The 15,857-nt window shown below is 70.9% G+C and carries 12 protein-coding genes; 8 read left to right on the forward strand and 4 right to left on the reverse strand.

Going from position 1 to position 15,857, the window contains the following annotated elements:
- Window positions 1–44: 44 nt before the first annotated feature.
- Window positions 45–1,049 (reverse strand): LacI family DNA-binding transcriptional regulator, encoded by a 1,005-nt coding sequence (locus HALOF300_RS14610; protein WP_154794738.1) that lies wholly within the window; start codon window positions 1,047–1,049, stop codon window positions 45–47.
- A gap of 145 nt (window positions 1,050–1,194) precedes the next feature.
- Between HALOF300_RS14610 and HALOF300_RS14615 the strand changes: the two genes are divergently transcribed.
- The 7 genes from HALOF300_RS14615 (at window position 1,195) to HALOF300_RS14645 (ending at window position 9,103) form a co-directional block, all read left to right on the forward strand.
- Complete coding sequence (locus HALOF300_RS14615) at window positions 1,195–2,022, forward strand: sugar phosphate isomerase/epimerase family protein (RefSeq protein ID WP_156741667.1); 828 nt, start codon at window positions 1,195–1,197, stop codon at window positions 2,020–2,022.
- A gap of 37 nt (window positions 2,023–2,059) precedes the next feature.
- On the forward strand, window positions 2,060–3,088 hold the full coding sequence (locus HALOF300_RS14620; RefSeq protein ID WP_156741668.1) for a Gfo/Idh/MocA family protein: 1,029 nt from the start codon (window positions 2,060–2,062) through the stop codon (window positions 3,086–3,088).
- A 209-nt stretch (window positions 3,089–3,297) separates the two neighbouring features.
- Complete coding sequence (gene gndA, locus HALOF300_RS14625) at window positions 3,298–4,743, forward strand: NADP-dependent phosphogluconate dehydrogenase (protein WP_156741669.1); 1,446 nt, start codon at window positions 3,298–3,300, stop codon at window positions 4,741–4,743.
- A gap of 3 nt (window positions 4,744–4,746) precedes the next feature.
- Window positions 4,747–5,613, forward strand: coding sequence for an ATP-dependent sacrificial sulfur transferase LarE (locus tag HALOF300_RS14630; RefSeq protein ID WP_156741670.1), 867 nt, complete (start codon window positions 4,747–4,749; stop codon window positions 5,611–5,613).
- Window positions 5,606–6,418, forward strand: a complete 813-nt coding sequence (gene larB / locus HALOF300_RS14635) for a nickel pincer cofactor biosynthesis protein LarB (RefSeq protein WP_197522573.1) — start codon at window positions 5,606–5,608, stop codon at window positions 6,416–6,418. The genes HALOF300_RS14630 and larB overlap by 8 nt, the downstream gene beginning before the upstream one ends.
- A gap of 223 nt (window positions 6,419–6,641) precedes the next feature.
- A complete protein-coding gene (locus tag HALOF300_RS14640) occupies window positions 6,642–8,060 on the forward strand; it encodes a hemolysin family protein (protein WP_156741671.1) in 1,419 nt (472 codons plus the stop codon).
- Window positions 8,057–9,103 carry a hemolysin family protein gene (locus HALOF300_RS14645; RefSeq protein ID WP_156741672.1) on the forward strand — a complete coding sequence of 349 codons (1,047 nt, stop codon included), beginning with the start codon at window positions 8,057–8,059 and terminating at the stop codon, window positions 9,101–9,103. The genes HALOF300_RS14640 and HALOF300_RS14645 overlap by 4 nt, the downstream gene beginning before the upstream one ends.
- 100 nt (window positions 9,104–9,203) lie before the next feature.
- Here HALOF300_RS14645 and HALOF300_RS14650 read toward each other — a convergent pair whose 3' ends face one another.
- Genes HALOF300_RS14650 through HALOF300_RS14660 form a run of 3 tightly spaced genes read right to left on the reverse strand, consistent with a single transcriptional unit; the run spans window position 9,204 to window position 13,167 of the window.
- Complete coding sequence (locus tag HALOF300_RS14650) at window positions 9,204–9,998, reverse strand: metal-dependent transcriptional regulator (protein ID WP_269455293.1); 795 nt, start codon at window positions 9,996–9,998, stop codon at window positions 9,204–9,206.
- Window position 9,999: 1 nt separating this feature from the next.
- Window positions 10,000–10,779: a vitamin K epoxide reductase family protein gene (locus tag HALOF300_RS14655; protein WP_156741673.1), complete on the reverse strand. Its 780-nt coding sequence runs from the start codon at window positions 10,777–10,779 to the stop codon at window positions 10,000–10,002.
- A 39-nt stretch (window positions 10,780–10,818) separates the two neighbouring features.
- A complete protein-coding gene (locus HALOF300_RS14660; RefSeq protein ID WP_156741674.1) occupies window positions 10,819–13,167 on the reverse strand; it encodes a metallophosphoesterase family protein in 2,349 nt (782 codons plus the stop codon).
- 378 nt (window positions 13,168–13,545) lie between these two features.
- On the opposite strand from HALOF300_RS14660, the gene HALOF300_RS14665 reads away from it, so the two are divergent.
- Complete coding sequence (locus HALOF300_RS14665; protein ID WP_156741675.1) at window positions 13,546–15,756, forward strand: HNH endonuclease signature motif containing protein; 2,211 nt, start codon at window positions 13,546–13,548, stop codon at window positions 15,754–15,756.
- Window positions 15,757–15,857 lie beyond the last annotated feature (101 nt).

The raw sequence follows: 15,857 nt of genomic DNA on the forward strand, positions 1-15,857 counted from the left end.
ACCGCCCGCGCTGGCAACCCGTTGCCACGTGTTGCCGCAAGGCCTCACTCCGGCGCGATCGTGGACTCCCGCACGACGAGCTTGGTGGGCAGCACCACGGCCTCGGTGGCCCGGGCCTGGGCCCCGCGCGAGATCGCCAGCACGTTGCGGGCCGCCGTCACGCCGAGCGAGTGCAGCGGCGCGGCGACCGTGGTCAGCGCGGGGGTGACGAGCTCGGCCATGTTGGAGTTGTCGAAGCCGATCACACTCACGTCCCGCGGCACCTGCCCGCCCATGGCCCGCACCCCGCGCATGAATCCGATGGCCATCTGGTCGTTGTAGGCGACGACCGCGGTGGTGCGCTGGCGGCCCCACTCCGCCGCGGCCGCCACGCCGCCGTTGACGGTCGGCGCGAACGGGCCGACCCGCCGGACCCGCAGCTCGAGCTCCATCGCGGCCTCGCGCAGGCTGCGCCACCGCATCCCGTCGGCCCAGGATGCCTCCGGGCCGGCCAGGTAGCAGATCTGTTCGTGGCCGAGCTCGCCGAGGTGCTCGGCCGCGCGGCGCATCCCGCGCAGGTTGTCGGTGACCACGCTGGGCACCCCGGTGACCACCCGGTTCAGGACGATCACCGGCTTGACCTTCGCGATCTGGCGGATCGCCGAGTCCGACATCCGCGAGCTCGTCAGCACGATCCCGTCCACCGTGGACAGGGCCCGCTCCAGCACGGCCCGTTCCCGTTCCGCGGACTCCTGCGTCTCGGCGAGCAGCATCGTGTAGCCGGCCTCGTAGGCGGCGAGCTCAGCGCCGCGGACCACCTCGAAGAACACCGGGTTGGTCACGTCCGCGAGGATCACGGCGATCATCGAGGTGCGGGTGGTGGACAGCGCGCGGGCCTGCGGGTTGGCCCGGTACCCGAGTTCGACCGCGACCGCGCGGATCCGCTCGGCGGTCTCGGCGTTCACGCGACCGGGTCGCGAGAACGCGCGTGAGACGGTGGACGGCGCGACCCCTGCGGCTTTCGCGACGTCATAGATCGTGGTGGATCTGCCTCCCGGCGGCGCTGCCACGCGGCGAGTCTAAGAGGAACTGCAACAAGTGGCAACCGCTTGCCGTCCCGGGGCGCCGCTGACTGAATTGAGCAATCGGATGCAGACGCGCCCCGACGTCGACGTCCCCGCCCGTAGCGCCACCTCGACCCTGGAGCGATGAACCATGTGGACCTTGTCCGGATTCTCCGATGAGATCTCACCCGACCTCGAACTGCAGGCCACGACCGCGACCGGCCTTGGCCTGACGCACATCGAGTTCCGCAGCGCGTGGAACACGAACGTGCTCGATCTGGACGCCGAGCAGCTCGCCGAGGCGAAGCGGATCCTCGACGCACACGGCCTCAAGGTCTCCAGCATCGGCTCCCCGATCGGGAAGATCTTCATCGACGAGGACTTCGGCCCGCACCTGGACCGGATGCGCCACGCGGCGGACGTCGCCAAGCACTTCGGCGCACCGTACATCCGGGTCTTCTCGTTCTTCCTGCGCCCGGGCACCGATCCCGCTGAGGTTCGCGACGAGGTCATCACCCGGATGCGCGCCTTGGCCGAGGTGGCCACCGAGGCCGACGTGGTGTTGCTGCACGAGAACGAGAAGGAGATCTACGGGGACATCCCGGAGCGCTGCCTCGACATCGTGGAGTCCGTGGACTCGCCGAACCTTCGCCTGGCCTGGGACTCGGCGAACTTCGTGCAGGTGGGCGTGCGCCCGTTCAGCGAGGGCTACGCGATGCTGCGCCCGCACCTGGCCTACATCCAGATCAAGGACGCCCACCTCGCCGACGGGCAGGTGGTGCCGGCCGGTCGCGGCGACGGTGAACTCCTCGACACCGTCCGCGCGCTGCGTGCTGACGGCTTCGACGGGTTCTTCTCCCTCGAGCCGCACCTGAGCGTGACGCACAGCCTCGGCGGCTTCTCGGGTCCCGAACTCTTCACCGAGGCATGGCAGGCTTTCACGGACATGCTCAAGGCCGAAGAGATCCCCTTCGCCTGAGCCCGGCGTACCACCTACTCTCGTCAGGAGAACCCCTGTGCCAACGGCGGCAGTCATCGGCTGTGGTGACATCTCGATCGTCCATCTCGAAGCCATCTCCTCCCTCGGTGCCGACCTCGTCGCCGTCGCGGACACCGATCCCGAGCTGGCCCGGGCCACCGGCGCCCGCCTCGGCGTGCCGGCCTACACCGACCACCGGCAACTACTGGCCGAGATCCGCCCGGACGTGCTGCACGTGTGCACCCCGCACGATCAGCATGTGAGCGTCGCCCTCGACGCGATCGAGGCGGGCGTGCACGTGATCACCGAGAAGCCGCTGGCGCACACGATCGCCGAGGGCGAGCGGCTCGTCGCCGCCGCCGAGGGCGCACCGGTCAAGGTGGCCGTCTGCCTTCAGAACCGGTACAACGCCCCGAACGCCCGCATGAAGGAGCTGCTCGACTCCGGCGAGCTCGGCGCCGTGCAGGGTGCCTCCGCGGGTGTCTACTGGCACCGCAATGCCGCCTACTACGAAGCCAAGCCGTGGCGGGCCACCTGGGCGCGCAGCGGCGGCGGCCTCCTGATCAACCAGGCCATCCACACCGTGGACCTGCTCCAGTGGCTGCTCGGTGACGTCGAGCAGGTGCGCGGCCACGCCGCCACCCACGTGCTCGGTGACGCGATCGAGGTCGAGGACACCGCCGAGCTGATCCTGGACCACTCCGGCGGCGCCCGGTCCGTCATGTTCGCCACGAACGCGCACTCGGTGAACGCCCCGGTGTTCGTCGAAGTGCTGACCGAGCGTGCGACCCTGACGATGCGCGGCGACCTGCGGGTGCAGTACACCGACGGCCGCACGGAGCATGTCGCCGAGCGCATCGCCACCTCGAGTGGTCGCGCCTACTGGGGCATCTCCCACGAGCTGCTCATCGGCGACTTCTACGACAAGCTCGAGGACCCGGAGCCGTTCTGGATCTCGCCGGCCGAGGCCGCGAAGTCCCTGGCGATCCTGAAGAGCATCTACGCGCAGTCCCCGGACCTCGGCGCGCCGGCCGAGGCCGTCGCGCTGCCCGTGGGCGCGCACTGACCCCGGCCGCCACCCCACGCCGGACCTGACGCCGACCGCCAGCCGCCGGCCCCGCCGTCGGCCCGGTCCGGTCCGACGGAGAGTAGCCCTGCGAACCTGAGACGGCCGCGCCCGGGCACCGGCGTCGTGGCACGATCTAGACCAACTGCCGAGCCCGCCGCGCCGGGCCGGTCCGAACCTCAACCACATCCATCCGGAAGGACACCAAGATGAGCTCGTCCCCCACCGCCACCGCACAGGTCGGCGTCGTCGGACTGGCGGTCATGGGCCGCAACCTGGCGCGCAACTTCGCCAACCACGGACACACCGTGGCCCTGTACAACCGAACCCAGGCGCGCACCGACGACCTGATCGCCGCCCACGGCAGCGACGGCAACTTCGTCCCTGCCACCTCGGTCGAGGAGTTCGTGGCCAGCCTGGAGCGCCCGCGCCGGATCATCCTGATGGTCCAGGCCGGCGCCGGCACCGACGCCTCCATCGACTCGCTGCTGCCCCACCTCGAGGAGGGCGACATCGTCGTCGACGGCGGCAACGCCAACTACGAGGACACCCGGGTCCGCGAGGAGAAGCTGCGCGCGCGCGGCCTGCACTTCTTCGGCGTCGGCATCTCCGGCGGTGAGGAGGGCGCACTGAACGGCCCCTCGATCATGCCGGGTGGCTCCAAGGAGGGCTACGCCCAGATCGGGCCGCTCCTGGAGGACATCTCAGCCAAGTACGAGGGCGAGCCCTGCTGCGCCTACATCGGACCGGACGGTGCCGGCCACTTCGTCAAGATGGTGCACAACGGCATCGAGTACGCCGACATGCAGTTCATCGCCGAGGCCTACGACGTGCTCAAGGCGGCCGGCCTGGACACGAAGGCGATCTCGGACGCGTTCCGCGAGTGGAACACCGGTGACCTCGACTCGTTCCTGATCGAGATCACCTCCGAGGTGCTCGACCAGGTGGACGCGAGTACCGGCAAGGCGCTCGTCGACGTCATCAAGGACGCCGCCGGGCAGAAGGGCACCGGGCGCTGGACGGTGCAGAACGCCCTCGAGCTCGGGGTGCCGGTGAACACGATCGCCGAGTCCGTGTTCGCCCGGTCCGTCTCCGGGCACACGGACCTGCGGGCCGCCGCCCAGGCCAACCTGTCCGGTCCGGACCAGACGTTCACGCCCGACGACGTCGCCACCCTGATCGAGGACGTGCGCCAGGCGCTGTGGGCGTCCAAGGTGATCGCGTACGCGCAGGGCCTTGACCTCATCCGTACCGGCAGCCTGCAGTACGGGTGGGACATCGACGTGGCCGAGGTCGCGAAGATCTGGCGCGCCGGCTGCATCATCCGGGCCCGCCTGCTCGAGCGCATCCGCTCCGAGTACGCCGCCGGGAACCTGCCGACGCTGCTCGCCGCGCCGAGCATCAGCGAGGGCCTGGCGAACGCCCAGAGCGGCTGGCGCCGGGTGGTTGCCGACGCGACGCTGGCCGGGGTGCCGGTGCCGGGCTTCGCGAGCGCCGTCTCCTACTACGACTCGGTCCGGGCGGAGCGCCTGCCCGCCTCCCTGATCCAGGGGCTGCGGGACTTCTTCGGTGCGCACACCTACCAGCGCGTCGACGTCGAGGGCACGTTCCACACCGAGTGGTCCGCGGACCGCTCGGAGACCAAGGAAGCCTGACCGATGGGGCACGGGCCCACGCTGAACATCCTCACGCCTGGCCAGATCGAGGCCGGCGCACAGCGGGTCCGTGCCCTGATGGCGGGCACCGGACCGCTCGGGGTCGCCTACTCCGGCGGAATCGACTCCACGGTGCTGCTCGCCCTGGCGGTGCGGGCCCTCGGCGCCGACGACGTGGTGGCGATCCTCGGCATCTCGCCGAGCCTCGCGGCCGACGAGCGGACGGCGGCCCACGAGGTGGCGGACGTCATCGGTGCGCGGGTCGTCGAGGTGCACACGCACGAGGGTGAGAACCCCGACTATCAGCGCAACGACGTCGACCGCTGCTTCTTCTGCAAGGACGAGCTGTTCAACCGGATCTCGGACGAGGTGGTCGCCGAGTACGGCCTGGTGAGTGTCGCCTATGGCGAGAACGCCGACGACGCGAAGCGGCCGGACCGGCCCGGCGCCCAGGCGGCGACGAACCACCGGGTGCTGCGCCCGCTCGCCGAGGCGGGCGTCGACAAGGCGATGGTGCGGGCGATCGCCCGGTCCCTCGGGCTGCCGAACGCGGACAAGCCCGCGGCACCGTGCCTGGCCTCGCGGATCCCGCACCACCAGGAGGTCACCCCGGGCAAGCTGGGGCAGATCGAGACCGTCGAGGCCGGCCTGCGCCGGCTCGGGTTCGCCGACTCCCGGGTACGCCACCACGGCGAGATCGCCCGGCTCGAGCTGCTCGTCGAGGACATCCCACGGGCGGCCGAGCCCGGGCTGCGCGAGCAGATCCAGGCCCTCGTCACCGGCGTCGGGTTCACCTTCGCCGCCGTGGATCTCAAGGGGATCCAGTCCGGCGCGTTCACGATGGCACTGGTCGAGGGCCGCGGTGCCTGACGGCTGGACTCCCCCGCCCGAGCTGAGCCGGCTCGTCGACCTCGACCACGACCGGGGCGCCCGCCGCGGCTACCCCGAGGCGGTCTACTGCGAGGGCAAGAGCACCGCTCAGGTCGCGCTGATCGCGGCCGCGTACGCGTCCCGGCACCGGCGGGCGACGGCGCAACCCACCGTGGCCGGCGACGGCGCGTCCACCGGACCGGTCGAGAGTGCCGAGGTGGCAGCCACTTCCACTCTCTCACCGCCGTCGGCCGTGCTGTTCACCCGGGCGAGCGCCGAGCATGCCGCAGCGATCCTCGCCGAGCTGCCGGACGCCGTCGACGACCGCGAAGCGCGTCTGGTCGCGTGGCCGCCGACGCCGCCCGAGCCCACCGGCGGCCTCGTCGTCGTTGCCGCGGCCGGCACGTCCGACCTGCCCGTGGCGCGCGAGGCCGAGCTCACGGCGCGCTACTTGGGCCGGCGCACCGAACTGGTAATGGACGTCGGCGTGGCCGGGCTGCACCGCGTCCTGGCCCGACTCGACCTGCTCCGCTCCGCCGCGGCGATCGTGGTGGTGGCCGGCATGGACGGCGCGCTGCCCGCCGTCGTCGCCGGCCTGGTGAGCGCACCGGTGGTGGCCGTGCCCACGTCCGTCGGCTACGGCGCGGCGTTCTCGGGCCTGGCCCCGCTGCTGTCGATGCTGAACGCGTGCGCCCCGGGCGTGGGCGTCGTCAACATCGACAACGGGTACGGCGGAGGTCACCTGGCCGCCCAGATCGCGGCTACCGCGGCACCGGACGTGAGTTCCGGCCCGAACGATCGGTAGCATGATCCGTAGCCCTCGCGATCCGCGGGGGCTGACGCACACCCAGGATGGAGAACATGGGCGCCACCGGCGACTATGACAGTACCGACGACACAGGGTCCGGCGCCGAGACGCCAGCCTCCGATACGGAGAGTCACAGACCCTGGCCCCAACCGGACGATGACGATCCGGAGGGCCATCAACCCGGGCCTCGCGGCCCGCACAACCGCGAGGCGGCCATCCGATGACGGAGGTCGCACTGCTCCTGCTCGCCATGGTGCTGGTGGCGGCCTGTGGCGCGTTCGTCGCCGCGGAGTTCGCCCTGGTCACCGTGCCCCGGTCCACCGTCGAGCGCGAGGCCGCTGCCGGTGACCGCAAGTCCCAGGGCGTCCTGACCTCCCTGCGGAGCCTGTCCACACAGCTGTCCGGCGCTCAGCTCGGGATCACCGTGACGAACCTGGGCATCGGCTTCCTCGCCGAGCCCGCCATCGCCCGCCTGGTCGGCCCCGGGCTCGAGAACGCCGGGCTGAGCGCGTCCGCGGCGTCGTCCGTGGCGCTCATGATCGCGCTCGTACTGGCCACCGCGATCACGATGATCTTCGGGGAACTGGTGCCGAAGAACCTCGCGATCGCGGCCCCGTTGGCCACCGCCCGCGCCGTGGCCGGGTTCCAGCGTGGCTTCACGAAGGCGACCGCCTGGCCGATCCGGTTCTTCAACGGCACCGCCAACGCGATCCTGCGCCGTCTCGGCATCGAACCGCAGGAGGAACTGGCCTCGGCCCGGTCCGCCGAGGAACTCTCCGCGCTGGTGCGCCACTCCGCGAACTCCGGCACCCTCGCCGAAGACACCGCGGAGCTCGTCGAGCGCTCCCTCGCGTTCGGCGACCGGCGGGCCCGGGACGCGATGACCCCCCGCTCCCAGATGGTCAGCCTGCGTCCGCAGGACACCCTCGACGACCTCATCAGCACCGCGAAGGAGTCGGGACACTCCCGGTTCCCCGTGATCGAGGTGGTCCAGGAGAACGGGCACACCGAGATCGACGTGCTCGGCCTCGCGCATGTGCGCGGCGCGCTGGCGGTGCCGTTCGAGCAGCGCGCGCACACCGCGGTCGCCACGGTGGTCACCGATGCGACGCTGGTGCCGGACTCCCTGGAGCTGGACGAGCTGCTCGACGATCTGCGCGCCGGCGGCCTGCAGATGGCACTGCTCATCGACGAGTTCGGCTCCCTGGCCGGGCTGGTCACCCTCGAGGACCTGGTCGAGGAGATCGTCGGCGAGGTCCGCGACGAGCACGACACCGACGAGTTCGTCCCGGCCGCGGGTGCGGACGGGAGTTGGCACCTGCCCGGCCTGATGCGGGTCGACGAGGCGAGCGAGCTGCTCGGCGTCGAACTGCCGGAGGACGAGGCCTACGACACCCTCGGTGGGCTGGTCGCCGACGAGCTCGGCCGCCTGGCCGCCGTGGGGGACAGCATCGAGCTGGTCAGCGCGCAGGTGCCCGGCGAGGACCGGCAACGGCTCCGGCTGGATGTGCTCGACCTCGACGGGCACCGCGTGGAGTCCGTGCGGATCGCCGTGCTCGGGCCGGTCGAGCCCGAGGAGGGCGAGCACGCGCCGCCCACCCGGACCGACCACGCGAGCGAGCGGGAGGACCACCGGTGAGCGCCGCCGTCGGGATCCCCCTGACCCTCGCCCTGCTGGCCCTGAACGCGTTCTTCGTGGGCGCCGAGTTCGCACTCATCTCGGCTCGGCGTACCAAGATCGAACCGCTCGCCCTCGAGGGCTCCCGCCGCGCCCGGATCACGCTCGGGGCGATGGAACGGGTGTCCATGATGATGGCAGGCGCGCAGCTGGGCATCACCATCGCCTCGCTCGCGCTCGGGTCGATCAGCGAGCCGGTCATCGCACACCTGCTCGAGGTGCCGTTCGACGCGATCGGGGTTCCGGACGCTCTGGTCCACCCCATCTCGTTCGCGATCGCACTCTCGCTCGTCACCTACCTGCACGTGGTACTCGGAGAGATGGTGCCCAAGAACATCGCCCTGGCCGGCCCGGAGCGGATGGCGATGGCGCTCGCGCCGCCGCTGACCGTGATCGTGCGCGTGCTGTACCCGCTGTTGTGGGTCCTGAACGCCCTCGCGAACCTGGTCCTGCGGATGATGCGGGTGCAGCCCCGCGACGAGGTGGCGAGCACGTTCACGCGGGACGAGGTGGCGTCGCTGGTGTCGGAGTCCCGCTCGGGCGGGCTGATCGAGCTGAACGACGAACGCCTGCTCATGGGCGCACTGCAGTTCTCGGACCGGGACGTGCGCTCCGTGCTGCTGCCGCTGGCGACGCTACGGACGCTGCCCCAGGGGGTCAGCCCGGCAGGGGCGGAGTCGGTCTCCGTGGAGGGCTTCTCCCGGTTCCCGCTGCGCCGCCCGGACGGCACCCTGAGCGGCTACGTGCACATCAAGGACCTGCTCGAGACCGACCCGCTGCGCCGGGAGCGTCCCGTGCCGGCCGACGTGGTGCGGACCCTGCCGGACGTGCGGGCCACCGACTCGCTGCGGTCGGTGCTCGCCGCGATGCAAGCAAGCGGGGCGCACCTGGCCCAGGTCCTGGACACGGACGGCACTCCGCTCGGCGTGGTCACGCTGGAGGACGTGCTCGAGGAGCTGGTCGGCGTGATCCGGGACGACTCCCGGCGGTTGCCGGCGCGCTGACGACCCCCGACAGCGGCTGGTCGCCCTGGGTCCGAACGGCCCGACGGCGGCCGGTCGCCTTCGTCGCGCGGGCGGCTGTCGGGTGGCGTCGGCTCGGGCGTCAGGCCCGGGTCACCCAGATGGCGGCAGTCGCCTCGGTGCTCAGGTCCACCGCGCCGGCCTCGATCTCGGTGTCGAGGTCGAGGTCGTGGTCGGAGATCTCCCGGAGCAACTCTGGTTCGGCGTCGCTGATCCTGGCGATCCGCACCGGCTGCCCGGGTGTGACGTCATCCAGGCGGTGCGCCCGCGGCAGCGCCACCGTGCCGTCCGGTTGCGGGATCGGGTCTCCGTGCGGATCCCGCACCGGGTGGCCGAGCACGTCGTCCATCCGGCCGAGGAGCCGGTCCGAGACGGAGTGCTCGAGCTGCTCGGCGTCGTCGTGGACCTCGTCCCACCCGTACCCGAGCTGCAGGGCGAGGTAGGTCTCCATCAGGCGGTGCCGGCGCACCATCGCCAGAGCCACCCGGCGTCCCTGCACGGTCAGCGTGACGCGGCGGTAGGGCTTGTAGTGGACGAGCCCGGCGCCGGCCAGCCGTTGCACGTTCTCCGAGACCGTCGGCGCGCCCACGCCGAGGCGTGCGGCCAGCTCGGAGGTGCTGGCGCCGTCGGGGCCCCACTCGCCGATGTTGTAGATCGCCTTGAGGTAGTCCTGCGTGACGTTGGAGGTGGGCAGCTCGACGTCGTCGACGCGCAGCGACCCGTCTGCGCTGCCCGCGTCGGCGGCGACGTCGCCCGCAGCCGGGGCGAGCGCTCCGGCTACCCCCGCGTCCGGGTGCTCGCAACGCACCCCAGGTGCCAGGGTGAGGCCTGCGCAGAACTGTTGCTGCGCCGTCGCCGGCTCGTTCGTGGTGACCACCTCAGAACACCAGCAGCCACTTCTCGCCGAACGCGAGCACCGCGGCCGCGACGACGAGCAGGTACCAGAGCGCAGTGATGATCCATCGGTTCCCGACCAGGAACGAGCGCAGGCCCGGCCCGCCGGGCAGCGCGCCGTTCTGCACCGAGCGCGCCGTGGTGTGCACGAAGAGCGGGATGATCACCGCCCAGATGACCAGGCAGTACGGGCACAGCGCCCCGATCTGGGTGAGGGCCTGCACCTGCAGCCAGGTCACGAACGCGATCGCGAACACCGTGCCGGCGAAGAACCCTCGCCAGTACCAGCGCGGCAGGCGCAACCCGGCAAGCAGCAGGACCCCGGTGGTGATGACGACCGGGAACGCGACCAGCCCGATCAGCACGTTCGGGAACCCGAACGCACTGGACTGCTCGCTGGCCAGGAACACGCCGCACCCGATCAGCGGGTTGATGTCGCAGGCGGGCGTGAAGTTGGGGTCCTTGATGACCTCGAAGTAGTCGAGGGTGAGTCGCACGGATGCCCACAGCCCGGCCAGGCCCGCGATGATCGTGAGGATCGCGAACTCGCGACGGGAGCCACCGAGGCGCTCGTGCTCGCTCGGCACACTGCGCGAACCCGCTGGCGGGATCGGCTCCAACTCGTGGTCGAGATCGTCGTCGGCGAGGTCGTCGGCATCGGTGCGGTCCTCGGCGGCGCGTGCGTCGAGGTCGTCCGCGCCGGCCGGCAGGTCAGGGCTCGCGCTGGTCGGTTGATCGAGGCTCAAGGTATTCGGCTCCGTCACGTCGGGAATCCTGACTCCAGTATGGGACATGCCGGCCACTCACCCATCGGCCGGTTCGCCCTCCGCGTCCCCGGTGACGAACGTCTCGGGCACCTCCGGGAACGCGAACCAGTCCGAGATGTCAACGCTCGCGTCCGGGTCGATCGTGATGAGCCGGTAGTCCACCGGTAGGCCGGCCTCCGGGTCCCAGCGGATCACGGTCATCACCGACGGGTTCTGCAACGGCCCGATCGTCGGCGTGCCGCTGCCCGCGCCGGCTGTGCTCGCTGACGTGTACTGCAGCCCGAGGCCGAGCTGGCGCGGACCTACCTGGCGGTGCAGGTGTCCGGAGATGCTCAGCGTCGCACAACCGGCCTCCACGGACTGCCGGCCGGCGAACGGGCTGTGGATGAGCACGATGTCCACAGGCTCGTCGTCCTCCTGGAGCTGGCACGCGAGCTGGCTGATCCGGTTGCCCATCTGATTGATCGTCTCCTCCCGCTCCGGACGCGTGGGTGCCCCGAGGGAGGTGAGGGTGGGGTCGGTGTCGCCGAGGATCCGGATGCCCTGCACGTCCACCGGCTCGCCGTGCAGCACGGTCCAGCCGGCGCTCGCCTCCTGGTCGGCGGTGGTGACCGAGTCGTGGTTACCGTCCGAGACGACGACAGGGACGCCGTCGGGGATCCCCCGGGCGAACGCGTTCACGCAGTAGGACTCGACCGACGTGCCACCCATCACCGTGTCGCCCGCGTTCAGTACCAGTGAGGACTCCGAGGCGGTCACCGCGGCCCCGACCACCGGGGCCATCCCGACGTTGCAGTGCAGGTCGCTGACGAGCAGCATCGTGACGAGCTCGGGGTCACTCTCGGTGGTGTCGGCTTGGTCGGTGGCCGAGTCATCGGTGGCCGAACCATCGGTGGCCGAACCATCGGTTGCTGAGTCATCGGTGGCCGAACCATCGGTGGCCGAACCATCGGTTGCTGAGTCATCGGTGGCCGAAGCATCGGCTGCGTCCGCGGCCGCGCTCGCGTCGCTCGCCGGATCGGTCGGCGCGGTCCCGGACTCCCCCGACGGACTCTCCTGCGGTGTCTCACCCTCGGCGGGGGCGACCGGGTCCGCCTCGGCCGCGTACGCGGCCTCGAGGTTCGTCTGCGCCTCGGCGTAGAACTCGGTGTTGTCATCGATCGCGTCCACGACGTAGCCGCCGTAGTGGTCCACGAGGGTCGCCAGCCGGCCGGTGATCCGCGCCTCGGCCAACGGTGTGTCGGCCAGGATGCGCGAGGTCCGCCCCACCCCTCCCGAGGTCTGAGTGGCCTCCACGAGCGGCAGCCCCACGAGGACCACCGCCAACGCGACGCTCAGGGCCGGCACGCCTTGCCGCGCCCACGCACTCTTGACCGCTTCGCGGAGCACACCGTGCGCCGCCAGCCGGCCGAGGGCGACGCCGACCAGCAGCACGGCCCAGTACAGGATCCACCGGGAGACGACGTCCAGAACGAGACCGTATGCGGCATCGGAGATCGCGGCCTCCGGGTTGGCCAGGAACTGGCTGTAACTGGTGAGGTCGGACGTGAGGCCCACCACGGGGTCGGTCTGAGGCGTGCTCAGCTCGATCGGGATCTCTTTGACGAGCACGTCCACGCCCAGGTTCAGCGGCAGCGGCGAGTCGACGATGAGGGCCCCCAGCGGGCCCATGTCCACCGTGACCTCCCCGTTGAGGCGCACGCTGTAGTCGGCCCGGTGTGGGCCGAGGGAGCCTTCAAAGTCGGCTGTCATGACCCCCGCGAGGAGGGACAACAGTCCTGTCAGCACGAACGCGACAACTGCCCGGACGGTGCGGCGGGTGCGTGGGCGCTGCCGGTGCCACCACTCGAAGCGGTGCCGGGCAGGCGGCGCCGAACGGTCCGAGTTGCTCTCCCCGTCGGCCCTCATCGATGCGTCCGCGCCGGCCGCGCTCGCCGCCGGGATGGCCGCGTCGTCAGTCGCGTCGGTCCCGGCGATGTCGCCATCAGCCGCCGCGCTGGCCCGGTCGTCCATCCCGTCAGTCCCGGGAACCTCACCATCAGCCGCGCTGGCCTGGTCGTCCATCCCGTCAGTCCCGGGAACCTCACCATCAGCCGCGCTGGCCTCGTCGTCGGACTGTCCTGCGGCGACGAGCCTCTCTACCTCCCGGTCGGCGTCGCGATTCGCGTGACCTGCCGGGGACCGGTCCGAGTCCTCCGCCACGCTGCCATGATCTTCCGGTAGGTCAACCGTGACCCCAGCAGCACCGTCCAACGTGCCGGCGTCATCCGGTCCGGTCGACTCACCCTCGGGCGCGCCGATACCGTCAGGCTCGGCAGCCGCGCTGGGCTCGTCGACGTCGCCCGGGTTCCGTTCGTCGTCAGGCTCATTGGGCTTGTCGCTCATACGTCGATTTTCACATTGACCCGGGACTCCCCGCGCACTCGGCCCGCCAGTCGGTCCGACATCCGAGCCGTTGAAACTCGCCCAGCCGCGCTGACTGCTCGTCGACGCCCCTCGGCAAGGCGGCCATCACGGCGTAGCCGTAGGGCACGGCGACGACACTCGCAGGCGTTCGGTCCGGCGCCTGTGGATGGGGTGTCATCGGGGCCTCGCGGAGCCTGTTTTTGGGTTGGTTGGATGGGCTGATGTCCCTGTATCCACAACGGAAATCGGGGTTCTTGCGCTGTCGGTGGGGCGTCCTAGAGTGGAGCTCAAGCAGTCAAACGCACGTACGAACCGGCATGGTTCGGACCCAGGGCTTCGATGGGGAGGTGAGCACACATGGACGACACCACCACCACCACCACGACCGGTGGCCCGTCGCCGGCGGGTGTGGCGCTCGCGTCCCGGATGCACCTGTCGTTGGCGGATCTGATGGCCGGGTCGTTGGAGGACCAGCTCATCGCGATGGACGCGCTGACGTCCTCGATCGCTGCCGGTGACCCGATCGAGGAGTCCGACCGGTACGGGACCACGTTCCTGGGCCAGGCCGCGCTACGGGCCCATGTGTTCACTGAACGCCTCACCGGCGCCAAGTTGGACTGGATGGGCATCGAGGAAGAGGCCGGTGTCTGGGACACCAGCAAGGGGTTTCGCACGTATCCGCATTACGTGGCCAAGACCTACGGCATCTGCGCCAGCAGCGCACGCCGCCTGGTGAACCTGGCGAAGGGTCTACGCAACGGCCTGCCCGCGACCCGCAAATGGTTGCGGTCCGGGCTGATCGGCGTCGAGCAGGCCCAGATCCTGCTCAAGGCCACCTCGACCCAAGCCGCCGTCGACGGCCTCCAATACCCCGCCACCCCCACCACCGCCGACGGCACTGACAGCACGGCCGCCACCGACGCCACCGTCGGGACTGACAACGGCGGCCCGGACGGCACGGACGGCACAGGCGTCACTGGGGACAGCGGCGACGCCGAGGGTGCTGACGCCGCCGGCGGGACGTCCGAGGCCGACGAGGCCAATGGCACCACCGACGGCTCCGCCGGCACCACCGCCGACGCCACCGACCGGACCGGCACTGCTGGCACTGCTGGCACTGGCGTTGCTGGTCGGGTGCAGACGGTCGAGGAGTTCCTCCTGGACAACGCCGCCACACGCTCGCCGGAAGAGCTGCGCAGGCTGGTTGATCACTTCGTCGCGATCGTCGATCCCGACGCGATGGACAAGGCCCACCGGGCCGCGGCCGGCCGTGAGTTCTTGAACATCGATCGGACCATGGAGGGCTACCACGTGGCCGGGTTCCTGACCCTCGAACTCGGCCAGTACGTGCGCACCGCCCTGGAAGCGATCATGGGCAAGCCCGCCGCCGACGAGACCCGCACCTCCTCCCAACGCCGCGCCCAGGCCCTCGGGGACCTCGCGCACATGGTGTTGGACCAAGGCAAGGTCGGCACGTCCGGATCCGTGCGCCCGCACCTTGGCGTGCTCATCAGCTACCCCGAGTTCCTCGACCTCATCAAGACCACCGAGACCAGCCAGACCACCGAGACCAGCCAGACCACCGAGACCAGCCAGACCACCGAGGACGCCGAGACCACCGAGGACGCCGAGACCACCGGAGCAACCGGAGCAACCGACGCCGCCGGAACCGAGGAAGCCGGAGCCGAAGAATCGGCACCTGACGAGGCGCCCGGAGCAGCCGAGGCGGCCGGCCCGAGGACGCCCCCGCAGCCGATCACCGAGCCCCTACCCGGCCCGGACACCACCACCGACCCGGCCGACCGCAGCCCTCGCAGCACCGGCGACACCACGACCGGCCCGACCACAGCGGACAAGGCAGCCACCCCGGCGAACAAGCTCGCCGGTGCCCAGGCGGAAGCGCCCACCCTGTCGAGCTCGACTGCGCCAGCAACCAGAGCGAACGAGCCTGGCCCTTGCACGCCCATGCCCAATCCGTCGCGCACATCGGAGGCCACGGGTCCGCCCGACTGCCAGTCACAGGCCGTCGGACCACTGGGCCAACCCACCACCGGCGCCAACGGCACCGCTGCGCCCGGTGCCAACAGCACCGCCCTGCCCGAAACTGCCGTGCCTGGCACCGGGCGGGACTGGGCCGCCCTCCTCGGCGCCGGACCAGCCACGTTCATCGACAACACCGGCCCCGTACCCCGGGACCTGCTCGACCGGATCATCGGCTGCGCCGGCGAGACCTACCGGATCATCTTCGGACCCGACAACGAGATCCTCAACCACGGCCGCGCCCACCGCCTGTTCACCGCCGCCCAACGCCGCGCCCTCATCGCCCGAGACCGCCACTGCGTCTACCACGACTGCACCGCCCCACCCGAACACTGCGAAACCCACCACGGCACCCGAGACTGGGCCGACGGCGGCAACACCGACCTGCACGACGCAGCCCTGGTCTGCCGCTACCACCACCACTGGATCCACACCCACAACATCACCATGCTCCGACGCAACGGCACATGGCACTTCTACAAGCCAGACGGCACCGAAATCCTCCCCACCCGAAACCCCTGGAGCTGAGCACGGCGCCTGAGGACCGCGTCAGCCTGATCGGCTGACCGGCTCGGGCCGCAGAGCCTGGATCCACCCGTCACCGCCACGCCCGAGGTACACCGTTCGCC

Origin of the sequence: Occultella aeris (assembly GCF_902703175.1) — a bacterium.
Lineage (GTDB): Bacteria > Actinomycetota > Actinomycetes > Actinomycetales > Beutenbergiaceae > Occultella > Occultella aeris.